Here is a 23,286-nt window from a genome sequence, read left to right as displayed (position 1 = left end):
GCGCCCCGTCGTGCCTGCCTGCTGGCCACCCTCAAGCCTTTGGAGCGGGCGGATGGAGCGCGCGGACGTCGAACGCTGGAAAAACAAATACCTGGAGAGCCTCGAGAATCTCGAACGCCTGGAGAGCCGGTGGGAAAACCGCCTGGACCTGGTGCGTCGTGGCCTCGTGCGCAGCAGTCTGGCCGCCGAAGGCAACGACGCGGCGGTGGACGCCTGCCTGGTCGAATTGCGCGACATTCTCCGCCGGGACGACAGCGACGCCGATCTCGCCAAGCTGATTCCGCGCCTGGAACGCACCGTGCTCGACTCCGAGCAGCGCCGGGAATTGCGTGCGCGGCAGGTAACCGAGGCCTTTGCCGAACTCTGCCGGCTGCTGCAGACCCTGGAGTTGCCGCGTGACCAGCGCAAGGCGCTCAAGGGTTTCGCCAAGCGCGCCCAGGCCGCTGCCGGCCAGCCGAGCGAGCTGCCCGCGCTGCTCGGCGAGTTCAGCCGCCTGCAGCAACAGGCCCTGAGCCAGCTGCACCCCGAGCAGCCCGCCCGCCCCGGCTTCCTGCAGCGCCTGCTGGGAGGACGAGGCGAGCATGCGGAAGAGGCGCCAGCGACGCTACCGGCGCAGATGCCCGACACCGCTGCGCCTCTCGCCCAGGCCGAGCCGGCGGAAACGTCCGAACCGCCAGCGCTGGCCAGTCCGCCAGCCGCTGCCGTCGAAATCAGCGGCGATGCTTCGCTTGCGCCGGCCGATCCGGCCTATGCCCTACCACCGGTGCCCGAGCCCGGCTACAGCGCCATCGCCCCGCATCTGGAAGCTACCCTTTTGCGCCTGCTCGACGACCTGGCGCTGCCCGACAGCCACAAGCCCCAGGCCGAGCACCTGCGCCAGCGCATCCAGGGCAGCCTGAACTGGTACGAACTGGTACCGGTGCTCGACGACCTGTCGGTACTGGTGCTGGCCCTCAACCATTCCGGGCAGAGCGAATTCCAGCTCTATCTGCGCCGCCTCAACGAGCGCCTCGCCGCCTTCCAGACCGGTCTGCAACACGTCCACGACCAGCGTCAGGACGGCCAGACCCAGGAGCGGGCCTTCGGCGAGGCCCTGCGCGGTCAGGTCAACGAACTGCAGAACGAGGTCCAGGAGGCCACCGACCTGGACAGTCTCAAACTGTCCCTCGACAGCCGACTGGAAGGCCTGCTGACCAGCCTGGCCGAGCAGCAGAGCCAGCGCGAGACCCGCGAGCAGGAAGCCACCGAGCGATTCAACGCCCTCACCGAGCGCGTCGCCGGCATGGAGCGCGAGGCCCAGCAGTATCGCGGCCACCTCGAAGAACAGCGACAGAAGGCCCTTTGCGACCCCCTCACCGGGCTGCCCAATCGTGCCGCCTGGAGCGAACGCCTGGAACTGGAGGTGGCCCGCTGGCAACGCCATGGCGGCGACCTGCTGCTGGCGGTGCTCGATGTCGATCTGTTCAAGCGCATCAACGACGGCTACGGTCACCTGGCCGGCGACAAGGTGCTCAAGATCATCGCCAGCGAATTGCAGCGCCGCCTGCGCAAGACCGACTTCATCGCCCGCTTCGGCGGCGAGGAGTTCGTCGTGCTGTTGAGCGCCACGCCGGTCGCCGGCGGGGTGACCCTGATCGAGCAGCTACGCGCCGCCGTCGCCGCCTGCCCCTTCCATTTCAAGGGCGAGCGGGTGGTGATCACCCTGTCCGCTGGTCTTGCCGCCTTTGCGCCGGGCGAGGATGCCGATACCGTATTCGAACGTGCCGACCAGGCGCTCTACCGCGCCAAGCGCGCCGGACGCGATCGCCTGGACGTGGCCTGACCCTTCCGCCGTTCGCGAGGTAATCGTGCGAAATCCCTTCAAGTTCCTCCCCTGGCTGCTCTGCGGCCTGCTCCTGGCCGGCTGCTCCAGCGGTCCGCGCATCAATGACGACTACACCGCCCGCGATCAGGACAGCCGGGTGCAGTACATCGTCCTGCACTACACCGCGGCCGATTCCAAGCAGTCGCTCAAGCTGCTGACCCAGGCCGGCGTCAGCGCCCACTACCTGATCGACACCGACGGCACCATCTACCGCCTGGTGGATGAGAATCGCCGCGCCTGGCATGCCGGCGTCAGCGAATGGGAAGGCCGTACCTGGCTCAATTCCACCTCCATCGGCATCGAGATGGTCAACCTGGGCTTTCGCGACACCCCGGCCGGACGCCAGTGGTATCCCTTCAGCGAAGCCCAGATCCAGGCGCTGATTCCGCTGCTCAAGGACATCGAACAACGCCACGGCCTGGATCGCCGCGCCATCGTCGGCCACAGCGACATCGCCCCGGGACGCAAGCAGGATCCGGGTCCGCTGTTTCCCTGGGCGCGCCTGGCCGCGGCGGGGCTGATCAACTGGCCGAATCAGAACGTGGTCGCCCAGCGCCAGGCCAGCCTGGGCGGCGTGCTGCCGCCGCCGGCCTGGTTCCAAGATCAACTGGCACGAATCGGTTACGCGGTACCGCGCACCGGCGTGCTCGATCAGGGTACCCGCGATGTCATCGGTGCCTTCCAGATGAAGTACCGGCCCGGCCGTTTCGACGGCCAGCCGGATCTGCAGACGGCGGCATTGCTGCTCAGCCTGCCCAGCGGTCGCTAGGCCGGCCGAGGCGACCTACAGCCGCACGCTGGCGAAGGTGGATTCGCCCTGGGCCTGACTCAGGGCCGCCAGCGCGGACGAGGCCGGCATCAGCGACAGCTCTTGGGACAACGGCATCAGGGCGATGGGCTGCTGGATGGTCGGACCCTGGCGCTCGTCGCGCGGCGGGATGCCGAAGTATTCGCGGTAGCACTTGGAGAAGTGCGGGGTGGAGACGAAGCCGCACACCGACGCCACCTCGATGATCGACAGGGTGGTCTGCTTGAGCAGCTGCCGGGCGCGGATCAGCCGCAGCTTGAGGTAGTAGCGCGACGGCGAGCAGTGCAGGTACTTCTGGAACAGGCGCTCCAGCTGGCGCCGGGACACATCCACATAGACCGCCAGCTCGTCGAGGTCGATGGGCTCTTCGAGATTGGCCTCCATCAGCGCCACGATCTCCTGCAGCTTGGGCTGGTTGGTACCCAGCATGTGCTTGAGAGGCACGCGCTGGTGATCCTGCTCGTTGCGGATGCGCTCGTAGATGAACATCTCCGAGATCGCCGCCGACAGCTCGCGACCATGCTCGCGACCGATCAGGTGCAGCATCATATCCATCGGCGCGGTACCGCCCGAGGCGGTGCAGCGGTTGCGGTCGATGGTGAACAGACGGGTGCTGAGCACCACGCGCGGATAGGCTTCCTGCAGGGCCGCCAGGGTTTCCCAGTGCACGCTGCAGTCGTAGCCGTCGAGCAGACCGGCACGGGCCAGGGCCCAGCTGCCGGTACAGACCGCGCCCAGCTTGCGGCCCTGGCGCGCCTGGCTCTGCAGCCAGGTGCAATGCTCGCGCGACACGCTGCGCTGGATGCCCACGCCGCCGCAGACGATCACCATGTCCATTGCCGGGGCGGCGCTGACGGCACTGTCCGGAGTGATCTGCAAGCCGTCGCTCGCCCGCACCGGACGGCCGTCCAGACTCAGGGTGCACCAGCGATAGAGTTCGCGTCCCGACAGCTGGTTGGCCATGCGCAGCGGCTCCACCACCGACGCCAGGGAGATAAGTGTGAAGTTGTCCAGCAGCAGAAAGCCGATGGACTGGATCGCACGGGCCTGTGACGAGGTGGGAATGGGCGACATGGTTTGAATCTCCTTCACGCAGGCTGGGGCCCTTTGCTGGGCTCTAATGAGGTGCGGCGGACAACGTTGGGCGAAAGATGTGTCGCGGACGCATAAGTCATGTCGCAATTCCCATGCCGAAAATGGGTGAACCCCGCTGCAGGCAGGCTGTCTGGGGCGAATAATCCATTAAGCAGCAGTCAATGGCGTTGATTAGATAGGGTTTTTAATTGCGACCTTTCAGGTCTGAGACCGACCTCTGGGAGATAGCACTTCGCCAGAGGTATCCCATCGGTAACACCAGGACGTAACCGATGCGCGCCAAAATGTGGCATGGCGACTCAATTGGCACGGTTGTAGTTCAGGCCAGCGACCGTTGGTCGCCCTTCTGGCCACTTGTGGCGAAAAGCCATCAAGACCGGGGCCAGACGGACCGGTACGTGCAGTGGCCAGGGCCCTTCCCTTCGCGATTCCCTGGAGTTCAGGATGAAAATCTCCCAAGCGCTGTGGTTGTCCGGTCTGTTGCTGAGCTCGACCGTGCAGGCGGGCGAGGCCGAAAGTTGCCAGCAGGTGCGCCTGGCCGATGTCGGCTGGTCGGATCTCAATATCACCAACGCCATGACCCGCTATCTGCTCAGCGCCCTCGGTTACGAGACCGAGGTGCTGCGCCTGTCCCTGCCGCAGACCTACGACGCCCTGGCCGCAGGCGAGGCCGATGTCTTTCTTGGCAACTGGATGCCGGCGCAGGCCAAGCTCAGCCAGCCCATGGTCGACGCAGGAGCGGTCGAACGCCTGCACGCCAATCTGGAGGGCGCTCGCTACACCCTGGCGGTGCCCCAGTATGTCTACGAGGCCGGGGTCAAGAACTTCGCCGATATCGCCCGCTTCGCCGAGCGTTTCGACCGCACTATCTACGGCATCGAGCCCGGCAACGACGGCAATGCCCTGGTCAAGAAGATGATCGCCAGCAACGCCTTCGGCCTGGGCGACTTCAGGCTCGACGAATCCAGCGAGCAGGGCATGCTGACCCAGGTGCGGATGAAGGAGCTGCTGGACCGCCAGTGGATCGTCTTTCTCGGCTGGGAACCGCATCCGATGAACGTCCGGCACAAGCTGGCCTACCTGGACGGCGGCGACGACTACTTCGGACCCGATCAGGGTGGGGCGACGGTCTACACGGTGGTGCGCAAGGGCTATGCCCAGCAGTGCCCCAACGTGGCCCGGCTGCTGGGCAACCTGGAGTTTTCCCTGGACATGGAGAACCAGCTGATGGATCGGGGGCTCAACGAAAAGGACAATCCGCGCCGCGCCGTGCGCAACTGGCTCAAGCGCAATCCCGAACGCCTCGACGCCTGGCTCAAGGGCGTCGCCACCCGCAGCGGTGCGCCGGGCAACGTCGCGGTGAAGGCCAGCCTGGCCAACTGAATCGCGGGCCTGTGCGATGGCTATCAACCCCTCTGGGCAGCGGCTCGCCGCAAGAGGCATGTACGCTCGCGCCGCCGCCTCGCGCGGCCACGCCGCCCTGGGCGCGGACCTGTCCCGGGGCTCGTGCTGGATACGACATTTCCGCTTCTGGTTGCGACGCCGCGTACACTGGTAGCGACGCAGGCGGTAGGCGAGCCTGGGGGGATGGGTTACAGATAAATACACGTGGGGCGCACCGAAAGGTACCCCGCCAAACGCAAGGAGATGTGTCCATGAAAGGTTGTTCCCGTTGGCTCTTGAGTGCCGCTCTGCTGGCGCCACTCGCTGTTCAGGCAGCCGAGCCGGCTTCCTGTGCCAAGGTGCGCTTTGCTGACGTCGGCTGGACCGACATCACCGTGACCACGGCCGTGACCAGCGAGGTGCTGCACGCCCTCGGCTACCAGACCACGACCAACATGATCTCCGTACCGGTCACCTACAAATCCTTGCAGAACAAGGACATCGACGTCTTCCTCGGCAACTGGATGCCGAGCATGGCGGCTGACATCAAGCCCTATGCCGACAACGGCAGCGTCGAGACCGTGCGCGCCAACCTGGAAGGTGCCAAGTACACCCTGGCGGTCCCCCAGTATGTCTATGACGCCGGGGTCAAGAGCTTCGCCGACATCGCCAAGAACGCCGACAAGTTCGACGGCAAGATCTACGGTATCGAGCCGGGCAACGATGGCAATCGCCTGATCCAGGGCATGATCGACAAGAACACCTTCGACCTGGGCAAGTTCAAGCTGGTGGAGTCCAGCGAGGCCGGGATGCTGTCGCAGATCCAGCGCGCCGAGCGGCGCCAGCAGTGGGTGGTCTTCCTCGGCTGGGAACCCCACCCGATGAACACCCGCTTCAAGATGGCCTATCTCCAGGGCGGCGACGACGTCTTCGGCCCCAACTACGGCGGCGCCACCATCTACACCAACGTGCGCAAGGGCTACGTCCAGGAATGCCCCAACGTGGGCAAGCTGCTGACCAACCTGTCCTTTACCCTGGACATGGAAAACCAGCTGATGGACAAGGTGCTCAACGAAAAACAAGCCGCGAGCGCCGCCGCCAAGGCCTGGCTCAAGGCGCATCCGCAGGTGCTCGACCAGTGGCTGGCCGGCGTGACCACCCGCGATGGCAAGCCTGCGCTGGAGGCGGCGAAGACCGCCCTGGCCCCCTGATCGAACACTAACATTCGACTGTCCCGCGCCAGTTCGGGCGGGTACTGCCACAGCCGAAGCACGAATCAGCGGTTATCGTGCTTCGACCTGTCCACTCCTACCTGACGGGCACCGTTATGTTAATCACCGACCACAAGCTCCCTCTCGGCCAGCAGATCGCCGATTTCATCGACTGGCTGACGCTGCATGGCGCCAGCGTCTTCGACAAGATCTCCGATGTGCTGTCCGGCCTCATCCACGGCCTCACCGCCGGACTGATGTGGTTCCACCCGCTGGCCTTCATCGCCCTGGTCGCGGTAGGGATCTATCTGCTGCAACGCAGCATCGGCCTGGTGATCTTCGCCCTCATCTCCCTGCTGCTGATCCTCAACCTGGGGTACTGGCAGGAAACCATGGAAACCCTGGCCCAGGTGGTCTTCGCCACCCTGGTGTGCATCGCCGTCGGCGTGCCGCTGGGCATCATCGCCGCGCACAAACCCTGGTTCTACACCGGCCTGCGCCCGGTCCTGGACCTGATGCAGACGGTCCCCACCTTCGTCTATCTGATTCCGACCCTGACCCTGTTCGGCCTGGGCGTGGTGCCCGGGCTGATCTCCACGGTGGTCTTCGCCGTGGCCGCGCCGATCCGCCTGACCTGCCTGGGCATCCAGGACGTTCCCGCCGAGCTGATGGACGCCGGCAAGGCCTTCGGCTGCTCGCGCTGGCAGCTGCTGACCCGCATCGAGCTGCCCCACGCCATGCCCAGCATCGGCGCCGGCATCACCCAGTGCATCATGCTGTCGCTGTCCATGGTGGTGATCGCCGCCCTGGTGGGCGCCGATGGCCTCGGCAAGCCGGTGGTGAACGCCCTCAACACCGCGGACATCGCCCTGGGCTTCGAAGCCGGCCTGTCCATCGTCCTGATCGCCATCCTGCTCGACCGGGTGTGCAAGCAACCCGCCCCACGCGAGGTTAAATAAGTCATGACCGCCATTCGTTTCGAACACGTCGACGTCATCTTCGGCAAGCAGAACAAGCGCGCCCTGGAGCTGCTCGACCAGGGCAAGGGTCGCAGCGAGATCCTCCAGGAGACTGGCCAGGTACTGGGCGTCGAGGACGCCTGCCTGGAGGTCCAGAAAGGCGAGATCTGCGTGCTGATGGGCCTGTCCGGCTCGGGCAAGTCCAGCCTGCTGCGCTGCATCAATGGCCTCAACACCGTGAGTCGCGGCAAGCTGCTGATCGAGCATCAGGGCGCCGAGGTGGACATCGCCAACTGCTCGCCCGCCGTGCTCAAGGACATGCGCACCACCCGCATCGCCATGGTGTTCCAGAAGTTCGCCCTGATGCCCTGGCTGACCGTGGCCGAGAACGTCGGCTTCGGCCTGGAGATGCAGGGTCGCTCGGCCGCCGAGCGCAAGAAGCTGGTCGACGAGAAGCTGGAGCTGGTGGGCCTGACCCAGTGGCGCAACAAGAAGCCCGACTCCCTCTCCGGCGGCATGCAGCAGCGCGTCGGCCTGGCCCGCGCCCTGGCCATGGACGCCGACATCCTGCTGATGGACGAGCCCTTCTCCGCCCTCGACCCGCTGATCCGCCAGCAACTGCAGGACGAATTGCTGCAGCTGCAGGCCAAGGTCAACAAGACCATCGTCTTCGTCAGCCATGACCTCGACGAAGCCCTCAAGATCGGCACCAACATCGCCATCATGAAGGACGGCCGCATCATTCAGCACGGCCGCCCCGAAGACATCGTGCTCAATCCGGCGGACGAATACGTGCGCACCTTCGTCGCCCACACCAATCCGCTCAACGTGCTCAGCGGCTATAGCCTGATGCGTGGCCTGGACAAGTGCGGTCGTGAAGGCAACGAGATCTGCCTGGAGCGCAGCCACGATATCTGGCTGGCCCTGGAAAACCAGACGGTCAAGGCCCTGCGCCGTGGCGGCGAGAGCCTGGCCCTGCAACGCTGGACCCCGGGCATGCCGGTCACCAGCCTGCAACGCCAACCGACCCTGGCACCGGCCGACATCCGCATGCGCGATGCCCTGGAGATCCGCTACCACACCGGACACAAGCTGGTGCTAGAGACCGAAGGCCGCGCCGTGGGCATCCTCGGTGACAAGGAGCTCTACCACGCCCTGCTGGGCAAGAATCTGGAAAAGGCCGGCGAAGACGTCGCCCCGCCGGCGGTCCGCTCAACCCTGTCCCAGGCCGGCTGACCGCCTGCCCCGCCACCCGCCTCTCCCCTACGGAGGCGGGTGCGCACCGCCCTCCTGCTCCACCGCCGGCAGCACCATCCACGGCGCGCTTACCCGACACCTCGCCTCATCCTGAGCTACACCTCCATCCCTGGCCGTCGCCCAGCCTGATCCTGTTCGCCTAGCACGGCCAAAGGACGCGCGCACGTCTCCGGGCAGCGCCTGATGGGTACCGCCGTGCCGATAGAAAAATGATCGAGGTGGCGCAGGACAGGCGGGCTGCGAACGCCTTGGCGATCTCGCAGCCCGCCGGGATGGGTAGCGAGAAGGGTTAGAGCACCACCGTCCGCCCGGCGTTGAGGAAGACGCGGCGTTCCAGGTGATAACCCACCGCACGGGCCAGGGTCAGGCACTCGATGTCACGGCCGCGGGCCACCAGGTCTTCGGCATAGTGGGCGTGGTCCACGGACTCGACGCCCTGGGCGATGATGGGGCCTTCGTCGAGGTCGTTGTTGATGTAGTGCGCGGTGGCGCCCACCAGCTTGACGCCCTTGGCATAGGCCTGATGATAGGGCCGCGCGCCCTTGAAGCCGGGCAGCAGGGAGTGGTGGATGTTGATCGCCCAGCCGTCGAGGCGGCGGCAGAGTTCCGGCGACAGCACCTGCATGTAGCGGGCGAGGATCACCAACTCGGCGCCAGTCTCCTGCAGCACCTGCCAGACCCGAGCTTCCTGGGCCGGCTTGTCCTGAGGATCCAGGGGGAAATGGTGATAGGGAATGCCGTGCCAGGCCGCCAGGGGCTCTAGGTCCGGGTGGTTGGAGATCACCGCCACCACGTCCATGGGCAATTGGCCGATGCGCTGGCGATAGAGCAGGTCGTTGAGGCAGTGGTCGGCCTTGGAGACCATGATGGCGACCTTGGCTCTATAGCCGGGCGGGGTCAGCTCGAAGGTCATGTCGAAGGGCGTGAAGCGCAGGTCGAGGCCGACGCGGAACAGGCCTTCGTTGAAGTCGCTGGGTACCTGGAATTCCACCCGGATGAAGAAGCGCTGGGCCTCGCGATCATCGAAGCTGTGGTGCTGGGTGACATAGCAGCCCTGCTCGAACAGGTAGCGCGTGACCACGTCCACGGTGCCGAGGCGACTCGGGCTCTGGGCGGTGAGAATCCAGGTATCGGGCGTGCGGCTCATGTTGAATTCCTTTGCATAGAGATGAAGCCAAAACCATAAAACCCGACCTGCGCGTCACGCAGGTCGGGTTCGCTAGAACGGGACTGAACGTAAGCCGTGATCAGGCCTCGATGCGCAGTCCGTACTCGGCGCTCGCGTCCTGCAGCCATAGCCAGACGTAGTCGGCGAAGCTGCGGCGCACCACCAGCTCCCAGGTGTCTTCCGCCGTGTGGCGGATGATCAGCTGGGACTTGGCGAACACCGTACCCACGGCCTTGCCCACCGGGAAGTTGCTCGGGTGGACGTCGTAGGAGGTGGACTTCATCAGCACTTCACGCACCTTGGGGCCCTTGAGTTCGACCAGCGTCTGGCCACCGCCAACATTGACGATGGCGACATGGCGCTCGCCCAGCGCCTGGCGCAGGGCCTGCTCGGTGGCGAACTCGCTGCCACCGGGCACGACCAGCAGCCACTCGTCCGGGCCGAGCCACTGCAGCGAGCTCTCGCCCTTCTGGGTGATCGCCAGCGGACCGGGCACTTCCAGAGCGACCACGCTCTGCACGGCGCCGGTGAAGCCTTCGTCATGGGCGTCGCCACGCAGCACCAGGTGCCCCAGCAGGGCCCGCTCGCGCAGGGTCACCCCGGCGGTGGCCGGGCCGCGGCCCGCGAGCTTGCTCAGCTCGGCGTGGAACAGCGGGGATTCGGCGCGCGCCTTGGCGGAGTATTGGTCGTAGACATTGATGTTGTTCATGGGGCGCTATCCTCGTTAGGCGACGTTCTGCCGCTCACCCTTGGGGTCGTAGAACACCGGCGAGACGATCTCGGCAGCGATGTAGCGGCCATCGGCCAGCGGGGCGTAGACGGTCTGGCCCATGCGGCCCAGCCCACCCTTGACCATCGCCATGGCGAAGCCGTAGCCCAGGGTCGCGCTGTGGTAGCTGGAGGTCACGTGACCGACCATGTCCATGGGGATCGGCTGGTTGCGCTCGAACACCAGCTGCGCGCCTTCCGGCAGGACGTCGCGGGCATCCAGAGGCTTGAGGCCGACCAGTTGCTTGCGATTCTCGCGGACGCAGTCCACGCGATGCATGCCGCGCTTGCCGATGAAGGAGAAGCTCTTGTTCAGGCTCACCGCCCAGCCCATGCCCAGGTCCTGGGGCGTGACCGAACCATCGGTATCCTGACCGATGATGATGAAGCCCTTCTCCGCCCGCAGCACGTGCATGGTCTCGGTGCCATAGGGGGTCAGGTCGAACTCCTTGCCCGCGGCGACCACCTGCTCCAACACGCCCATGGCGTAGTTGGCCGGCACGTTGATCTCGTAGGAGAGCTCGCCGGTAAAGGAGATGCGGAACACCCGCGCCGGCACCCCGCCCACCTGGCCTTCCTTCCAGGCCATGAAGGGGAAGGCGGCGTTGTCCAGATCAATGTCGGTCAGCTTGGCCAGCAGCTTGCGGCTGTTGGGACCGGACAGGGTCAGGGTCGCCCAGTGGTCGGTGACCGAGGTGAAGTACACCTCCAGCTCCGGCCATTCGGTCTGGTGGTACAGCTCCAGCCATTCGAAGACGCGCGCCGCGCCGCCGGTGGTGGTGGTCATCAGGAAGTGGTTGTCGGCGAGACAGGCGGTGACGCCGTCGTCGAAGACCATGCCGTCTTCCTTGCACATCAGGCCGTAACGGGCCTTGCCGATGTCCAGCTTGGTCCAGGCGTTGGTGTAGACGCGATTGAGGAACTCGCGCGCATCCTTGCCCTGGATGTCGATCTTGCCCAGGGTGGAGGCGTCGAGCAGGCCGACGCTACGGCGCACGGCCAGGCACTCGCGGTTGACCGCGGCATGCAGGTCCTCGCCCGCCTTGGGGAAGTACCAAGGGCGCTTCCACTGGCCGACGTCCTCAAACAGGGCGCCCTGCTTGAGGTGCCAGGCGTGCAGTGCGGTGTAGCGCTTGGGCTCGAACAGGTGGCCGCAATGCCGTCCGGCGATGGCGCCGAAGGTGATGGGCGTATAGTTCGGACGGAACATGGTGGTGCCGACTTCAGGGATGGCCTTGCTCTGCACGCGGGCAGCGATGGCCAGGCCGTTGATGTTGCCCAGCTTGCCCTGGTCGGTACCGAAGCCCATGGCGGTGTAGCGCTTGACGTGCTCGATGGACTCGAAGCCCTCGCGGCAGGCCAGCTCGATGCCGGCGGCGGTCACATCGTTCTGCAGGTCGACGAATTGCTTGGGCGCCCGCGACGAGGGCTTGTCGTGGGGTACCTGGAACAGTGCCAGACTCGGCTCTTCCTGGCGGAATTCGGCCTGGGGAAGCTCACCGCTGACGACCTTGGCACCGGCTTCGGCCGCCGCGGTGGCGCCAGCCTCGAAACCATCGGCGAGGACGTCGCCCAGGGCGAAGACCCCGTTCACGCCGCCGGCGCAGACCCGCTTCTGCGGCGCCGGACCGGGCACGAAGGCCTGGATGTCTTCACGCCACTGCGGACGACCGCCCAGGTGCGAAGCCAGGTGGACCACCGGGCTGTAACCGCCGGAGGTGGCGATCAGGTCGCAGTCGAGCCACTCGCCGCCACCCAGGGTGCGGAAGGCGGTAAGGTCGATGGTGGCGATCTTGGCGCCGGTTACCCGGGTGTTGCCGCGGGCTTCGCTCACGGCGGTGCCGCCCATGACCCGCACGCCACGCTTGCGCACTTCCTCGACCCAGGCGCCGCGGGGGTTGGGTCGCGCATCGGCCACGGCCACCACCTGGCGACCGGCTTCGAGCCAGTCCAGCGCCACGCGGTAGGCGTAATCGTTGTTGGTGGACAGCACCAGCCGCTGGCCCGGGGCCACGGCATAGCGGCGGATGTAGGTGGAAACGGCGCCGGCCACCATGTTGCCCGGCAGGTCGTTGTTGCCGTACACCAGCGGCCGCTCATGGGCGCCGGTGGCCAGTACCACGCGGGTGGCGCGGACACGGTGCAGGCGCTGACGCACCTGGCCATGGGGCGCGCGATCACCCAGGTGATCGGTCAGCCGCTCGTGAATGGTGAGGAAGTTGTGGTCGTGGTAGCCGTTGACCGTGGCGCGCGGCAGCAGGACCACGTTGTCCAGGCCCTGCAGCTCGGCCACCGCCTTGGCCGCCCAGTCGGCGGCCGGGGCGCCGTCGAGACGCTCGCGGCTGTCCAGCAGGCTGCCACCGAATTCTTCCTGCTCGTCGGCCAGGATCACCCGGGCACCGCTGCGACCGGCGGCCAGGGCCGCCGCCAGACCGGCAGCGCCACCGCCCACCACCAGCACGTCGCAGTGCTGGTTGAAGTTGTCATAGGTGTCGGGATCGACCTGGGTCGGCGCCCGGCCGAGACCAGCGGCCTTGCGGATGTACTTCTCGTAGGTCATCCACAGGTTCTGCGGATACATGAAGGTCTTGTAGTAGAACCCGGGCGGCATCATCTTGCCGCCGACCTTGCCGAGAATGCCCATGAGGTCGTTGTTGACGCTCGGCCAGCCATTGGTGCTGGCGGCGACCAGGCCCGGATACAGCGCCTGCTGGGTGGCCCGCACGTTGGGCACCTGGGTGGCCTCGGTGGCGCCGATCTGCATGATGGCGTTGGGCTCTTCGGCACCGGCGGCGACGATGCCACGGGGGCGGGAGTACTTGAAGCTGCGCCCGATCACGTCCACGCCGTTGGCCAGCAGCGCCGAGGCCAGGGTGTCACCCTTGAAGCCCTGGTAGGTCTGACCGTTGAAGGTGAAGGTGATGGCCTGGCTGCGGTCCAGGCGACCGCCCTGGGTGAGTCGATGGACCTGGCTCATGTGCGCTCTCCTCGCTCGGCGGTGAAGCGGGGCTGCTCGCCGATCGGATAGGTTTCGAGAATTTCGTAGGTCTCGGTGTTACGGGTCGCGTTGAAGTACTGGCGGCAGCCCGACGCGTGGACCCACAGCTCGTGACGCAGACCGCGCGGATTGTCGCGGAAGAACATGTAATCGCCCCACTCCGCGTCGCTGCAGGCCTCGGGATCCAGCGGACGCGGGATGTGCGCCTCGCCAGCGGCGTGGAATTCTTCTTCGGAGCGCAATTCCCCACAGTGGGGGCAGTGGATGTACAACATGCTCGGGCTCCTTAGTGGGCGACGGCCGCTGCGCCGTGTTCGTCGATCAGCGCGCCGGTGTGGAAACGGTCGATGGAGAAGGGCTTGGCCAGCGGATGCATCTCGCCGGAGGCCAGGGACGCCGCGAAGACGTTGCCCGAGCCGGGAGTGGCCTTGAAGCCGCCGGTACCCCAACCGCAGTTGAAGAACAGGTTTTCCACCGGGGTCTTGGAAATGATCGGGCAGGCATCCGGCGAGGTGTCGACGATGCCGCCCCACTGGCGGTTCATGCGTACCCGCGAGAGGATCGGGAACATCTCGACGATGGCCTGCAGGGTGTGCTCGATCACCGGGTAGGAGCCGCGCTGGCCGTAGCCGACCCAGCTGTCGATACCTGCGCCGATCACCAGGTCGCCCTTGTCGGACTGGCTGATGTAGCCGTGCACCGCGTTGGACATGATGACGCTGTCGATGATGGGCTTGATCGGTTCGGAGACCAGCGCCTGCAGCGGGTGGGATTCCAGCGGCAGGCGGAAGCCCGCGAGCTTGGCCATGTGCCCGGAGTTACCCGCGGTGACCACGCCGACGCGCCGGGCGCCGATGAAACCGCGATTGGTTTCCACGCCGATCACCTTGCCGTCCTGCTTGCGGAAGCCGGTGACCTCGGTCTGCTGGATCAGGTCCACGCCCAGGGCGTCGGCGGCGCGGGCGAAGCCCCAGGCCACGGCGTCGTGACGGGCCACACCACCGCGGCGCTGCACGGTGGCGCCGAAGATCGGATAGCGGGTGTTCTTGCTGCAATCCAGGTAGGGAATCTCCTCGGCCACCTGGCGGGTGTCGAGCAGCTCGCCGTCCACACCGTTGAGGCGGTTGGCGCTGACCCGGCGCTCGGAATCGCGCATGTCCTGCAGGGTGTGGCAGAGGTTGTAGACGCCGCGCTGGGAGAACATGACGTTGTAGTTGAGGTCCTGGGACAGGCCTTCCCACAGCTTCATGGCGTGCTCATAGAGGTGCGCCGACTCGTCCCACAGGTAGTTGGAGCGGACGATGGTGGTGTTGCGTGCGGTGTTGCCGCCGCCCAGCCAGCCTTTCTCGATCACCGCGACGTTCTTCACGCCGAATTGCTTGGCGAGGTAGTAGGCAGTGGCCAGACCGTGACCGCCACCGCCGACGATGATCACGTCGTAGATCGGCTTGGGCGTCGGGGTACGCCACATCCGCTGCCAGTTCTCGTGATGGCTCAGGGAGTGCTTGAAGAGGCCGAAGCCGGAATAGCGTTGCATCTGGAGACTCCTGCAGACGACGCCCCTTTCCGCGAGGGGAAAAGGGGTTGGATAGGGGTTGCGTCAGGCGCGCGGCGACTATCGGTAAACCGGGTAGTCGCGGCACAGCGCGGCCACCTGGCGCGCCACCTGGGCTTCCACATCGGCATCGCCGAGGTGGTCGAGGATGTCGCAGATCCAGCCGGCGACGCGTTCGCTTTCGCTGACGCCCAGGCCACGGGTGGTCAGGGCCGGGGTACCGATGCGCAGACCCGAGGTCACGAAGGGCGACTGGGGATCGTTGGGTACGGCGTTCTTGTTCACGGTGATGCAGGCGCGACCCAGGGCGGCGTCCGCGTCCTTGCCGGTGATGCCCTGCTTGATCAGGCTGACCAGGAACAGGTGGTTGTCGGTGCCACCGGAGACCACGTCGAAGCCGCGGGCCTTGAACACGCCAGCCATGGCCTGGGCGTTCCTGATCACCTGCTGCTGGTAGGTCTTGAAGCCGGGCTCCAGGGCTTCCTTAAAGCACACGGCCTTGCCGGCGATGACGTGCATCAGCGGACCGCCCTGGGCGCCCGGGAACACCGCGGCGTTGAGTTTCTTCTCGATGTCGGCGTTGGCCTTGCACAGGATCAGGCCGCCACGGGGGCCGCGCAGGGTCTTGTGGGTGGTGGTGGTCACCACGTCGGCGAAGGGCACCGGGTTCGGATAGACACCGGCAGCGACCAGACCGGCCACGTGGGCCATGTCGACGAACAGCAGGGCACCCACGCTGTCGGCGATGTCGCGGAAGCGCTGGAAGTCCAGGGTCTTGGAATAGGCGGAGAAGCCCGCCACGATCATCTTGGGCTTGTGCTCTTCGGCCAGACGCTGGATCTCGTCATAGTCGATCAGCCCGGTGTCGGTGTTGATGCCGTACTGCACCGCGTTGTAGAGCTTGCCGGAGGAGCTGACCTTGGCGCCGTGGGTCAGGTGACCGCCATGGGCCAGGCTCATGCCGAGGATGGTGTCGCCGGGTTGCAGCAGCGCCAGGTAGACGGCCGAGTTGGCCTGGGAGCCGGAGTGCGGCTGGACGTTGGCGTAGTCGGCGCCGAACAGCTGCTTGGCGCGCTCGATGGCCAGCTGCTCGACCTTGTCGACGTGCTCGCAGCCACCGTAGTAGCGCTTGCCCGGATAGCCTTCGGCGTACTTGTTGGTCAGCACGCTGCCCTGGGCTTCCATGACGCGCTGGCTGGTGTAGTTTTCGGACGCGATCAGTTCCAGGTGATGCTCCTGGCGCCGCGCTTCCTCGCCCATGGCGGCGAACAACGCATCATCGTAGCCCTGGATTTGGTCCTGCTTGCTGAACATCGCGGCGCTCCTAAAGTCTGTGGCGGTGAAAACCACCCCCTTGGCCGCGATGGTAGGCCCGGCCCCAGACCCCAAGATGCCTGTTTACGCCCCGGGCCGGCGCGTTTGCGACAGCCGTCCAGACGCCGTGTTCCACCGCTCGCCGGGTCCTTTCAAGTCGGCTCGCTTGGAGCCGATAGGCTGGCTACGTCTTTATCCCAGCCAGCGAGTTCTGCCATGTTCAATGCGCATCTAAAGAAGACCATCGCTCGGCTGGAAGCCGAGGCGAACGCCAACCAGGGCCTGACCCAGGCACTGGAGCGTTCCATGGCGGTGATAGAGTTCGATCTCGACGGCACCATCCTGCGCGCCAACGACAACTTTCTCCGGCTGACCGGCTATCGCGCCGACGCCCTGGTCGGCCAGCAGCACCGCCGACTCTGCCCGGCCGCCGTGGTCCAGGGTCGCGACTATGGCGATTTCTGGGCGCGCCTGAAACGCGGTGACTTCGTCTCCGGCACCTTCCAGCGCCTGGACGCCCAGGGCCGTACCCTCTGGCTGGAAGCCAGCTACAACCCGGTACCCGACAGCAGCGGCAAGATCGCCAAGGTGGTGAAGTACGCCCTCGACGTCACCGCCCAGGTCGAGCGCGACAGCGAAGCCCGAAGCAAGCTCAAGGCGCTGGACCGCGCCCTGGCGCGGATCGAATTCGATCTGGACGGGCGCATCCTGGACGCCAACGATAACTTCCTGGCCACCCTGGGCTACGGCCTGAAGGAGCTCCAGGGCCAGCAGCATCGCTTGTTCTGCGAGCCGGCCCTGGTCAACAGCAGCGAATACGCCGACTTCTGGCGCCGCCTCAATGCCGGCGAATTCTTTCGCGGTCAGTTCAAGCGCCTGGGCAAGCATGGCCGGGTGATCTGGCTGGAAGCCAGCTACAACCCGGTGTACGACGCCACCGGCCGGCTCTATAAGGTGGTCAAGTACGCCAGCGACATCAGCGAGCGGGTGGAAAAGCACGAAAGCGACGGCCGCAGCGCCTCGCGGGCCTATCACATCTCCGCCGAGACCGAGAAGGTCGCCGAGCACGGCACCCAGATCATCCAGGCGGCGGCCGGCGAGATGCGTGAGATCGCACAGAACGTCAGTCAATCCGCCGAGGTGATCGGCCAGCTGGGCCAGCGCTCGGAGCAGATCACCGCCATCGTCAACACCATCCGCGGCATCGCCGACCAGACCAACCTGCTGGCGCTCAACGCCGCCATCGAGGCCGCCCGCGCCGGTGACCAGGGTCGTGGCTTCGCCGTGGTCGCCGACGAGGTTCGTCAGCTGGCGGGACGCACCAGCAGCGCCACGGCAGAGATTGCCGAGATGATCGGGCGGATTCTCAACGAAACCCAGCAGGCGGTGGCCAGCATGGAGAGCACCCAGGGGCGCGCGGTCAAGGGCGTCGAGCTGGCGGACCAGGCCGGCGCGGTGATCGTGCAGATCCGTGATGGTGCCAGCGACGCCGTGGAAGCCGTGAGCATGTTCGCCAGCAAGCTGGACGAATCCGAGGTGATTCCCAAGGGCGCGCGTAACTGGGTGGGGCATTGAGGGCGCTGGCTTGATCGGGATCAAGCGTCCCTGACGACCAGGGTCTAGCATGAAGGCATACCCCTTTCGTGGAGATGCCCCATGCACACTGTCCTGGTCGCCTACGACGGTTCACCCAGCGCCGACAACGCCCTGCGCTACATCCTCGACCTGGTGAAGGCCGGCCTGTCGCTGGACCTGCACCTGCTCAATGTCCAGAACGAGCCGGAAATCTACGGCGCGCCCTTCGATGACCGCATCCTGCGCGAATGGCGCGGCAGCCTGCAGGACAAGGCCGAAGACATCCTGGTGCGGGCGCGCCCGGCCCTGCTCGAAGCCGGTATCGAGGCCCAGACCCATGTCGGTTTCGGCAGCATCGCCGAGACCATCGGCGAGACGGCGCGGCGCCTGGAGGTGGACACCGTGGTCATGGGCACCCGCGGCCTGGGGTCGCTCAGTGGCCTGCTGCTCGGCTCGGTGGCCCATCGCGTGGTGCACCAGGTGCCCTTGCCGGTGATCCTGGTGAAATAGCCGCCCAACAAAAAACCAGCCCTTGGGCTGGTTTTTTCGTTTCCGGGCACCGCGTGGATCAGATGCTCAGGGTCCAGTCGTAGTCGACGATCAGCGGCGCGTGCTCGGAGAAGCGCGGTTGCCGCGGCAGGCGCGCCGAGCGCACGAAGCGGCGCAGACCCGGGGTAAGGATGTTGTAGTCGAAGCGCCAGCCCAGGTTCAGGTGCTCGGCCTGGTCGCTGTCCGGCCACCAGCTGAACTGGTCGCCTTCGCGACTCACTTCGCGCAGGGCATCCACATAGCCCATGTTGCCGATCACCTCGTCCATCCAGGCCCGCTCGGGGGCCAGGAAACCGGGGATCTGCTGGCAGTCACGCCAGTTCTTCACGTCCTGCTTCTGGTGCGCCACATACAGCGAGCCACAATAGATGTACTCGCGACGCTTGCGGCGCTGCTTGTTCAGGTAGTGGGTGAAGTCGTCCATGAACTTGAATTTCATGTTCAGGTCTTCGTCGCCGCGCTTGCCCGAGGGCAGCAGCAGGCTGGCGATGCTGACCTTGTCGAAGTCCGCCTGCAGATAGCGACCGAAGCGATCGCAGGACTCGAAGCCCAGGCCGCTGATCACCGCCTTCGGCTGGACCCGGGTATAGAGTGCGACCCCACCCTGGGACGGCACTTCGGCGTCGCAGGCATAGAGGATGTAACCTTCCAGCGCATAGGCCGGATCGTCCATGTCGTAAGAAGAGGCGCGCGTATCCTGCAAGCAGATCACGTCGGCATTCTGCGCCTTAAGCCAGGGCAACAGGCCCCGCTCCACAGCGTCCTGAATACCATTGACGTTCAAGCTGATGATCCGCATAAATGGCCCCCAAAAAATCGTGGATGTATGATACCCGAGCTAAACCGGTTTAGCTAAATACAAGCCGCGCAAGGACTTATATGCAGGCGTATCAGCGTAATTTCATTCGTTTCGCCATCGAGCGCGGAGTTCTGCGCTTTGGTGAATTCACCCTGAAATCGGGACGCATCAGCCCCTATTTCTTCAACGCCGGCCTGTTCCACAGCGGCGCGGCGCTGGCCCAGCTCGGCCGTTGCTACGCCGATGCGCTGGTGCAGGCCAACCTGCCCTTCGACGTCCTCTTCGGCCCGGCCTACAAGGGCATCCCCCTGGCCGCGGCCACGGCGGTGGCCCTGGTCGAGCACCACGGCCGCGATGTGCCCTGGTGCTTCAATCGCAAGGAAGCCAAGGATCACGGCGAAGGCGGCCTGCTGGTGGGCGCGCCCCTGACCGGCCGGGCGCTGATCATCGACGACGTCATCACCGCCGGCACCGCCATCCGCGAGGTCATGCAGATCATCGACGGCCAGGGCGCCAGCGCGGCCGGGGTGCTCATCGCCCTGAACCGCCAGGAGCGCGGCCGCGGCGAGTTGTCGGCCATCCAGGAAGTCGAGCGCGACTATGGGATCCCGGTGCTCAGCATCGTCGCCCTGGACCAGGTGCTCGAATACCTGGCCGAGGACGCCGAGCTCAAGCGTCACCTGCCCGCCGTCCAGGACTATCGCGCTCAATACGGTATCTAGTCGTCAGCCCAGGAGAGACGGTCATGGTCGTACGTCGCGCCGCTGCCAGTCTGTTGCTCATCGCCCTGCCGCTGGCTGGCCAGGCGGCCGAGTTGTATCGCTATCTGGACCGCAACGGCACCCTGGTCATCGACCGCCAAGGCGTGCCGCCGGAATACGCCGGCAAGGGCTACGACGTGCTCAACGAGCAGGGCCGGGTGATCCGCAAGGTCGCCCCGGCACTGCCCGCCGCCGAACTCGACCGCCGTGAACGCGAGCGCCAGCAGGCCCTGGTCGATGGCCAGCTGCGCAGGCTCTACAGCAATGTCGAGGACGTCGACCGCGCCAAGGCGCGCAAACTGGCCGAGCTGGACGGCCTGCTGCAGATCAAGAAGGCCAACCTGGAGGCCACGCGCCAGTTGCAGAGCCAACTGATGGAGCAGGCGGCGGTACAGCAGCGCAATGGCCAGGCGCTCCCGGCCGATCTGCAGGCCCGCCTCGACGCCGCGGCGGCCGATCAGGTGCGTCTGCAGGCCGATCTGCAGCGCTTCGACGAGCTGCGCAGCAGCACCAGCGCGGCCTTCGACGCCGACCGTGCGCGCATGCAGCGACTGGAAGCGGCTCAGGGCGCGAATCGCTAGTCCTGCAGAATCCGCTACCTGGTCGTATCCGGCCATCGCCACCTGGGTAGCGACGAACTCTCTGATTCTTTCACGCTAGATTCTGGCACGCACCGTGCTAAACGGTTCTCAACACATTGTTGAACAACCGGGCGTGAAGATTCATGAGTGGCAAAGACGCCGGCGAGTTGCCCCTGGGGGCTCAGCTACTGCTGGAGATGCGCGAAGACATCATCGGCGGTCGCCTGCTGCCCGGCACGGCGCTGGTCGAGAGTGAACTGGTCAAGGCCTACAACGCCTCGCGCAACACCATCCGCGAAGCCCTGCACCAGCTGGATCGCGAGGGCCTGGCCACCTATGTGCGCCACAAGGGGGTCATGGTGCGGCGCCTGGGCCTGGCCGAGGTGCGCGACATCTTCCAGGTGCGTCGCACCCTGGAACTGCAGGCCATCCTCACCAGCCGCCCGCTGCGCGAATACCAGTCCGATCGGATGCTGGATGCCCTGGAGGCAGCCGAACTGGCGCAGTCGCGCGAGGACTGGCGCGCCCTTGGTACCCACGGCCTGCATTTCCATCAGCACATCGTCGGCCTGCTGCGCAGCCCGCTGTTCGATGAATTCTTCGCCACCGTCGCCGCCCAGATGCGCCTGCTGTTTTCTCTCGCGCCCGACGAGGAACACTTCCAGCGGCCCTGGACAGCCCGTGACCGCCAGATCCACGACCTGCTCGGCGCCGGGCAGCGCCAGGCGGCGGCCGAGGCCATGGCCAGCTATCTCGACGATTCCGAAAACCGGTTGCTGGATCTGCTCAGCGCAGCCAGGCCGCTCTGACCGAGGAGACCGCCCATGTACAAGGACTACCCCGCTGCCTACCAGTCCACCCAGGGCTCCGCCCTGCAGGTCGACCAGGCCTTCTACGATCGCCTGCGCGAAAACAAGGACGCCCGCACCCTGATCGAGCAATTCGAGATTCCGATCCGCACCGGCCGTGCCTGGAAGGTCCCGGCGGGCCATCTGTTCCGCGTCACCACCCCACACGGGCCTCAGGTCGGCGACTTCAACGTCTGGAACGCCGAGGATCCGCGCGAACGGATGTGGGCCGCGCGTACCCGGCAACTGCAGGGTGCCCACGTCAGCACCTACGACCGGCTCTGGTCCAACCTGCCCTTCCTGCGGCCGCTGCTGACCATCACCGACGACAGCCTGGCCAGCTATGGCATCGATGAACACGGCGGCCGCCTGCATGACCTGCTCGGCACCCGCTGCGACCCCTACGTCAACAAGATGCTCACCGGCGAGGACTTCCACCACCACTGCCATTCGAATCTGACCCGCGCGGTGCTGCCCCATGGCCTCACCGAATTCGACGTCCACGATGTGCTGAACATCTTCCAGTGCACCGGCCTCAACCACGACGACCTGTACTTCATGAAGGCCTGCCCGGCCAAGCCCGGCGACTACCTGGAATTCTTCGCCGAGATCGACGTGCTCTGCGCCCTGTCCACCTGCCCGGGCGGCGATCTGTCCCTGGCGATGTGGGGGCCCGATGCCGAGGACCCGCTCAGGGTCTGCCGTCCACTGGGGGTGGAGATCTATCGGGTCGAGGAAGAGCTGCTGCAGGGCTGGGAATCGCCCAAGCGAGCGGCCTACAACGGCCAGCACGGCTTGACACTGCCCAAGGCCAGCTGGGAGCAGTGATTCCGGGCCAGCAATAGAAACGGCGCCCTGGGGCGCCGTTTCTGGGTCCGACCGAAAGCGCTCAGCGCTTGCGGTTGGAGATCAGCGTACCGACGCCGACGTCGGTGAAGATTTCCAGCAGCACCGCGTTGGGCACCCGGCCATCGATGATGTGGGCGCTCTGCACGCCGCCCTGCACCGCTTCCAGCGCGCAGCGGATCTTCGGCAGCATGCCGCCGTAGATGGTGCCGTCGGCGATCAGCGAATTGACCTGCTCGGTGGACAGCCCGGTGAGCACCTGGCCCTGCTTGTCCATCAGGCCGGCGATGTTGGTCAGCAGCATCAGCTTCTCGGCCTTGAGCGCCTCGGCCACCTTGCCTGCCACCAGGTCAGCGTTGATGTTGTAGGACTCACCGTCCGGACCCACGCCGATGGGCGCGATGACCGGGATGAAGTCACCGCGCACCAGCATGTTGATCAGGTCGATATTGACCCCGGTGACCTCGCCCACATGGCCGATGTCGATGATCTCCGGTTGGGTCATCTCCGGCGTCTGCCGGCTGACCTTGAGCTTGGTGGCACGGATCAGGCCCGCATCCTTGCCGGTCAGGCCGATGGCCTTGCCGCCATGGCGGTTGATCAGGTTGACGATGTCCTTGTTGACCTGGCCGCCCAGGACCATCTCCACCACATCCATGGTCTGGGCGTCGGTGACGCGCATGCCGTCGATGAAGTGACTCTCGATGGACAGGCGCTTGAGCAGGTCGCCGATCTGCGGACCGCCGCCGTGTACCACCACCGGGTTGATGCCCACCGCCTTCATCAGCACGATGTCACGGGCGAAGCCGGCCTTGAGCTCGTCGCTCTCCATGGCGTTGCCGCCGTACTTGATCACCAGCGTCTTGCCGACGAACCGGCGGATATAGGGCAGCGCCTCGGACAGCACCTCGGCGACGTGCGAGGCATCCTCGCGGCTCAGGGTCATG

The 23,286-nt window shown here is 65.9% G+C and carries 21 protein-coding genes and 1 pseudogene; 13 read left to right on the top strand and 9 right to left on the bottom strand.

The window, feature by feature from the left end:
- Positions 1-52: 52 nt before the first annotated feature.
- Both NRG74_RS17950 and NRG74_RS17945 read left to right on the top strand, forming a co-directional pair.
- Complete coding sequence (locus NRG74_RS17950; protein ID WP_257704967.1) at positions 53-1,822, top strand: GGDEF domain-containing protein; 1,770 nt, start codon at positions 53-55, stop codon at positions 1,820-1,822.
- A 25-nt stretch (positions 1,823-1,847) separates the two neighbouring features.
- On the top strand, positions 1,848-2,633 hold the full coding sequence (locus NRG74_RS17945; RefSeq protein ID WP_064307697.1) for an N-acetylmuramoyl-L-alanine amidase: 786 nt from the start codon (positions 1,848-1,850) through the stop codon (positions 2,631-2,633).
- A 15-nt stretch (positions 2,634-2,648) separates the two neighbouring features.
- On the opposite strand, the gene NRG74_RS17940 is transcribed toward NRG74_RS17945, so the two are convergent.
- On the bottom strand, positions 2,649-3,746 hold the full coding sequence (locus NRG74_RS17940; RefSeq protein WP_017639240.1) for a GlxA family transcriptional regulator: 1,098 nt from the start codon (positions 3,744-3,746) through the stop codon (positions 2,649-2,651).
- Positions 3,747-4,211: 465 nt separating this feature from the next.
- Here NRG74_RS17940 and choX point away from each other — a divergent pair, with 465 nt between their 5' ends.
- The 4 genes from choX (at position 4,212) to choV (ending at position 8,556) form a co-directional block, all read left to right on the top strand.
- The gene (choX, locus tag NRG74_RS17935) at positions 4,212-5,150 is read left to right on the top strand and encodes a choline ABC transporter substrate-binding protein (protein ID WP_257704966.1); all 939 of its coding nucleotides are present in this window, start codon (positions 4,212-4,214) and stop codon (positions 5,148-5,150) included.
- Between the two features lie 272 nt (positions 5,151-5,422).
- Complete coding sequence (locus NRG74_RS17930) at positions 5,423-6,361, top strand: choline ABC transporter substrate-binding protein (RefSeq protein ID WP_017639238.1); 939 nt, start codon at positions 5,423-5,425, stop codon at positions 6,359-6,361.
- Positions 6,362-6,477: 116 nt separating this feature from the next.
- Positions 6,478-7,320, top strand: coding sequence for a choline ABC transporter permease subunit (gene choW, locus NRG74_RS17925; protein WP_017639237.1), 843 nt, complete (start codon positions 6,478-6,480; stop codon positions 7,318-7,320).
- Between the two features lie 3 nt (positions 7,321-7,323).
- Complete coding sequence (gene choV / locus NRG74_RS17920; protein WP_017639236.1) at positions 7,324-8,556, top strand: choline ABC transporter ATP-binding protein; 1,233 nt, start codon at positions 7,324-7,326, stop codon at positions 8,554-8,556.
- 310 nt (positions 8,557-8,866) lie between these two features.
- On the opposite strand, the gene purU is transcribed toward choV, so the two are convergent.
- The 6 genes from purU to glyA form a co-directional block, all read right to left on the bottom strand.
- On the bottom strand, positions 8,867-9,724 hold the full coding sequence (gene purU / locus NRG74_RS17915; RefSeq protein ID WP_042134842.1) for a formyltetrahydrofolate deformylase: 858 nt from the start codon (positions 9,722-9,724) through the stop codon (positions 8,867-8,869).
- Between the two features lie 100 nt (positions 9,725-9,824).
- Complete coding sequence (locus NRG74_RS17910; protein WP_257704965.1) at positions 9,825-10,454, bottom strand: sarcosine oxidase subunit gamma; 630 nt, start codon at positions 10,452-10,454, stop codon at positions 9,825-9,827.
- Positions 10,455-10,469: 15 nt separating this feature from the next.
- On the bottom strand, positions 10,470-13,490 hold the full coding sequence (locus NRG74_RS17905) for a sarcosine oxidase subunit alpha (protein WP_017639233.1): 3,021 nt from the start codon (positions 13,488-13,490) through the stop codon (positions 10,470-10,472).
- Positions 13,487-13,786: a sarcosine oxidase subunit delta gene (locus tag NRG74_RS17900; RefSeq protein ID WP_017639232.1), complete on the bottom strand. Its 300-nt coding sequence runs from the start codon at positions 13,784-13,786 to the stop codon at positions 13,487-13,489. Before NRG74_RS17900 ends, NRG74_RS17905 begins: the two co-directional genes overlap by 4 nt.
- Positions 13,787-13,797: 11 nt before the next feature.
- Positions 13,798-15,048: a sarcosine oxidase subunit beta gene (locus NRG74_RS17895; protein WP_257704964.1), complete on the bottom strand. Its 1,251-nt coding sequence runs from the start codon at positions 15,046-15,048 to the stop codon at positions 13,798-13,800.
- A 78-nt stretch (positions 15,049-15,126) separates the two neighbouring features.
- Positions 15,127-16,380: a serine hydroxymethyltransferase gene (gene glyA, locus NRG74_RS17890; protein ID WP_007160043.1), complete on the bottom strand. Its 1,254-nt coding sequence runs from the start codon at positions 16,378-16,380 to the stop codon at positions 15,127-15,129.
- On the opposite strand from glyA, the pseudogene NRG74_RS24720 reads away from it, so the two are divergent.
- From NRG74_RS24720 to NRG74_RS17880, 3 genes and pseudogenes are all read left to right on the top strand, one after another.
- Positions 16,297-17,319, top strand: a pseudogene (locus tag NRG74_RS24720) (PAS domain-containing protein); the annotation flags it as partial. The gene glyA and the pseudogene NRG74_RS24720 overlap by 84 nt on opposite strands.
- The gene (locus NRG74_RS24715) at positions 17,305-17,955 is read left to right on the top strand and encodes a methyl-accepting chemotaxis protein (RefSeq protein WP_437181198.1); all 651 of its coding nucleotides are present in this window, start codon (positions 17,305-17,307) and stop codon (positions 17,953-17,955) included. The pseudogene NRG74_RS24720 and the gene NRG74_RS24715, both read left to right, overlap by 15 nt.
- An 81-nt stretch (positions 17,956-18,036) precedes the next feature.
- On the top strand, positions 18,037-18,465 hold the full coding sequence (locus NRG74_RS17880; RefSeq protein WP_257704962.1) for a universal stress protein: 429 nt from the start codon (positions 18,037-18,039) through the stop codon (positions 18,463-18,465).
- Between the two features lie 58 nt (positions 18,466-18,523).
- Here the strand turns inward: NRG74_RS17880 and NRG74_RS17875 are convergent, their stop codons facing one another.
- Entirely contained in the window at positions 18,524-19,303 is a 780-nt protein-coding gene (locus NRG74_RS17875) for an exodeoxyribonuclease III (RefSeq protein WP_007160046.1), read from the bottom strand.
- A gap of 80 nt (positions 19,304-19,383) precedes the next feature.
- On the opposite strand from NRG74_RS17875, the gene pyrE reads away from it, so the two are divergent.
- The 4 genes from pyrE (at position 19,384) to NRG74_RS17855 (ending at position 22,321) form a co-directional block, all read left to right on the top strand.
- A complete protein-coding gene (gene pyrE, locus NRG74_RS17870) occupies positions 19,384-20,025 on the top strand; it encodes an orotate phosphoribosyltransferase (protein ID WP_017639227.1) in 642 nt (213 codons plus the stop codon).
- A gap of 23 nt (positions 20,026-20,048) precedes the next feature.
- Positions 20,049-20,645, top strand: a complete 597-nt coding sequence (locus tag NRG74_RS17865) for a DUF4124 domain-containing protein (RefSeq protein ID WP_068384510.1) — start codon at positions 20,049-20,051, stop codon at positions 20,643-20,645.
- 143 nt (positions 20,646-20,788) lie between these two features.
- Positions 20,789-21,454: a GntR family transcriptional regulator gene (locus NRG74_RS17860; RefSeq protein ID WP_257704961.1), complete on the top strand. Its 666-nt coding sequence runs from the start codon at positions 20,789-20,791 to the stop codon at positions 21,452-21,454.
- A 15-nt stretch (positions 21,455-21,469) separates the two neighbouring features.
- Positions 21,470-22,321 (top strand): urea carboxylase-associated family protein, encoded by an 852-nt coding sequence (locus NRG74_RS17855; protein WP_257704960.1) that lies wholly within the window; start codon positions 21,470-21,472, stop codon positions 22,319-22,321.
- A gap of 61 nt (positions 22,322-22,382) precedes the next feature.
- On the opposite strand, the gene argB is transcribed toward NRG74_RS17855, so the two are convergent.
- Positions 22,383-23,285 (bottom strand): acetylglutamate kinase, encoded by a 903-nt coding sequence (gene argB / locus NRG74_RS17850; protein ID WP_093253062.1) that lies wholly within the window; start codon positions 23,283-23,285, stop codon positions 22,383-22,385.
- Position 23,286: the final 1 nt, after the last annotated feature.

Source organism: Pseudomonas oryzihabitans (assembly GCF_024652905.1).
Classification (GTDB): Bacteria; Pseudomonadota; Gammaproteobacteria; order Pseudomonadales; family Pseudomonadaceae; genus Chryseomonas; species Chryseomonas benzopyrenica.
This window is presented reverse-complemented; position numbering and strand designations above follow the sequence as displayed.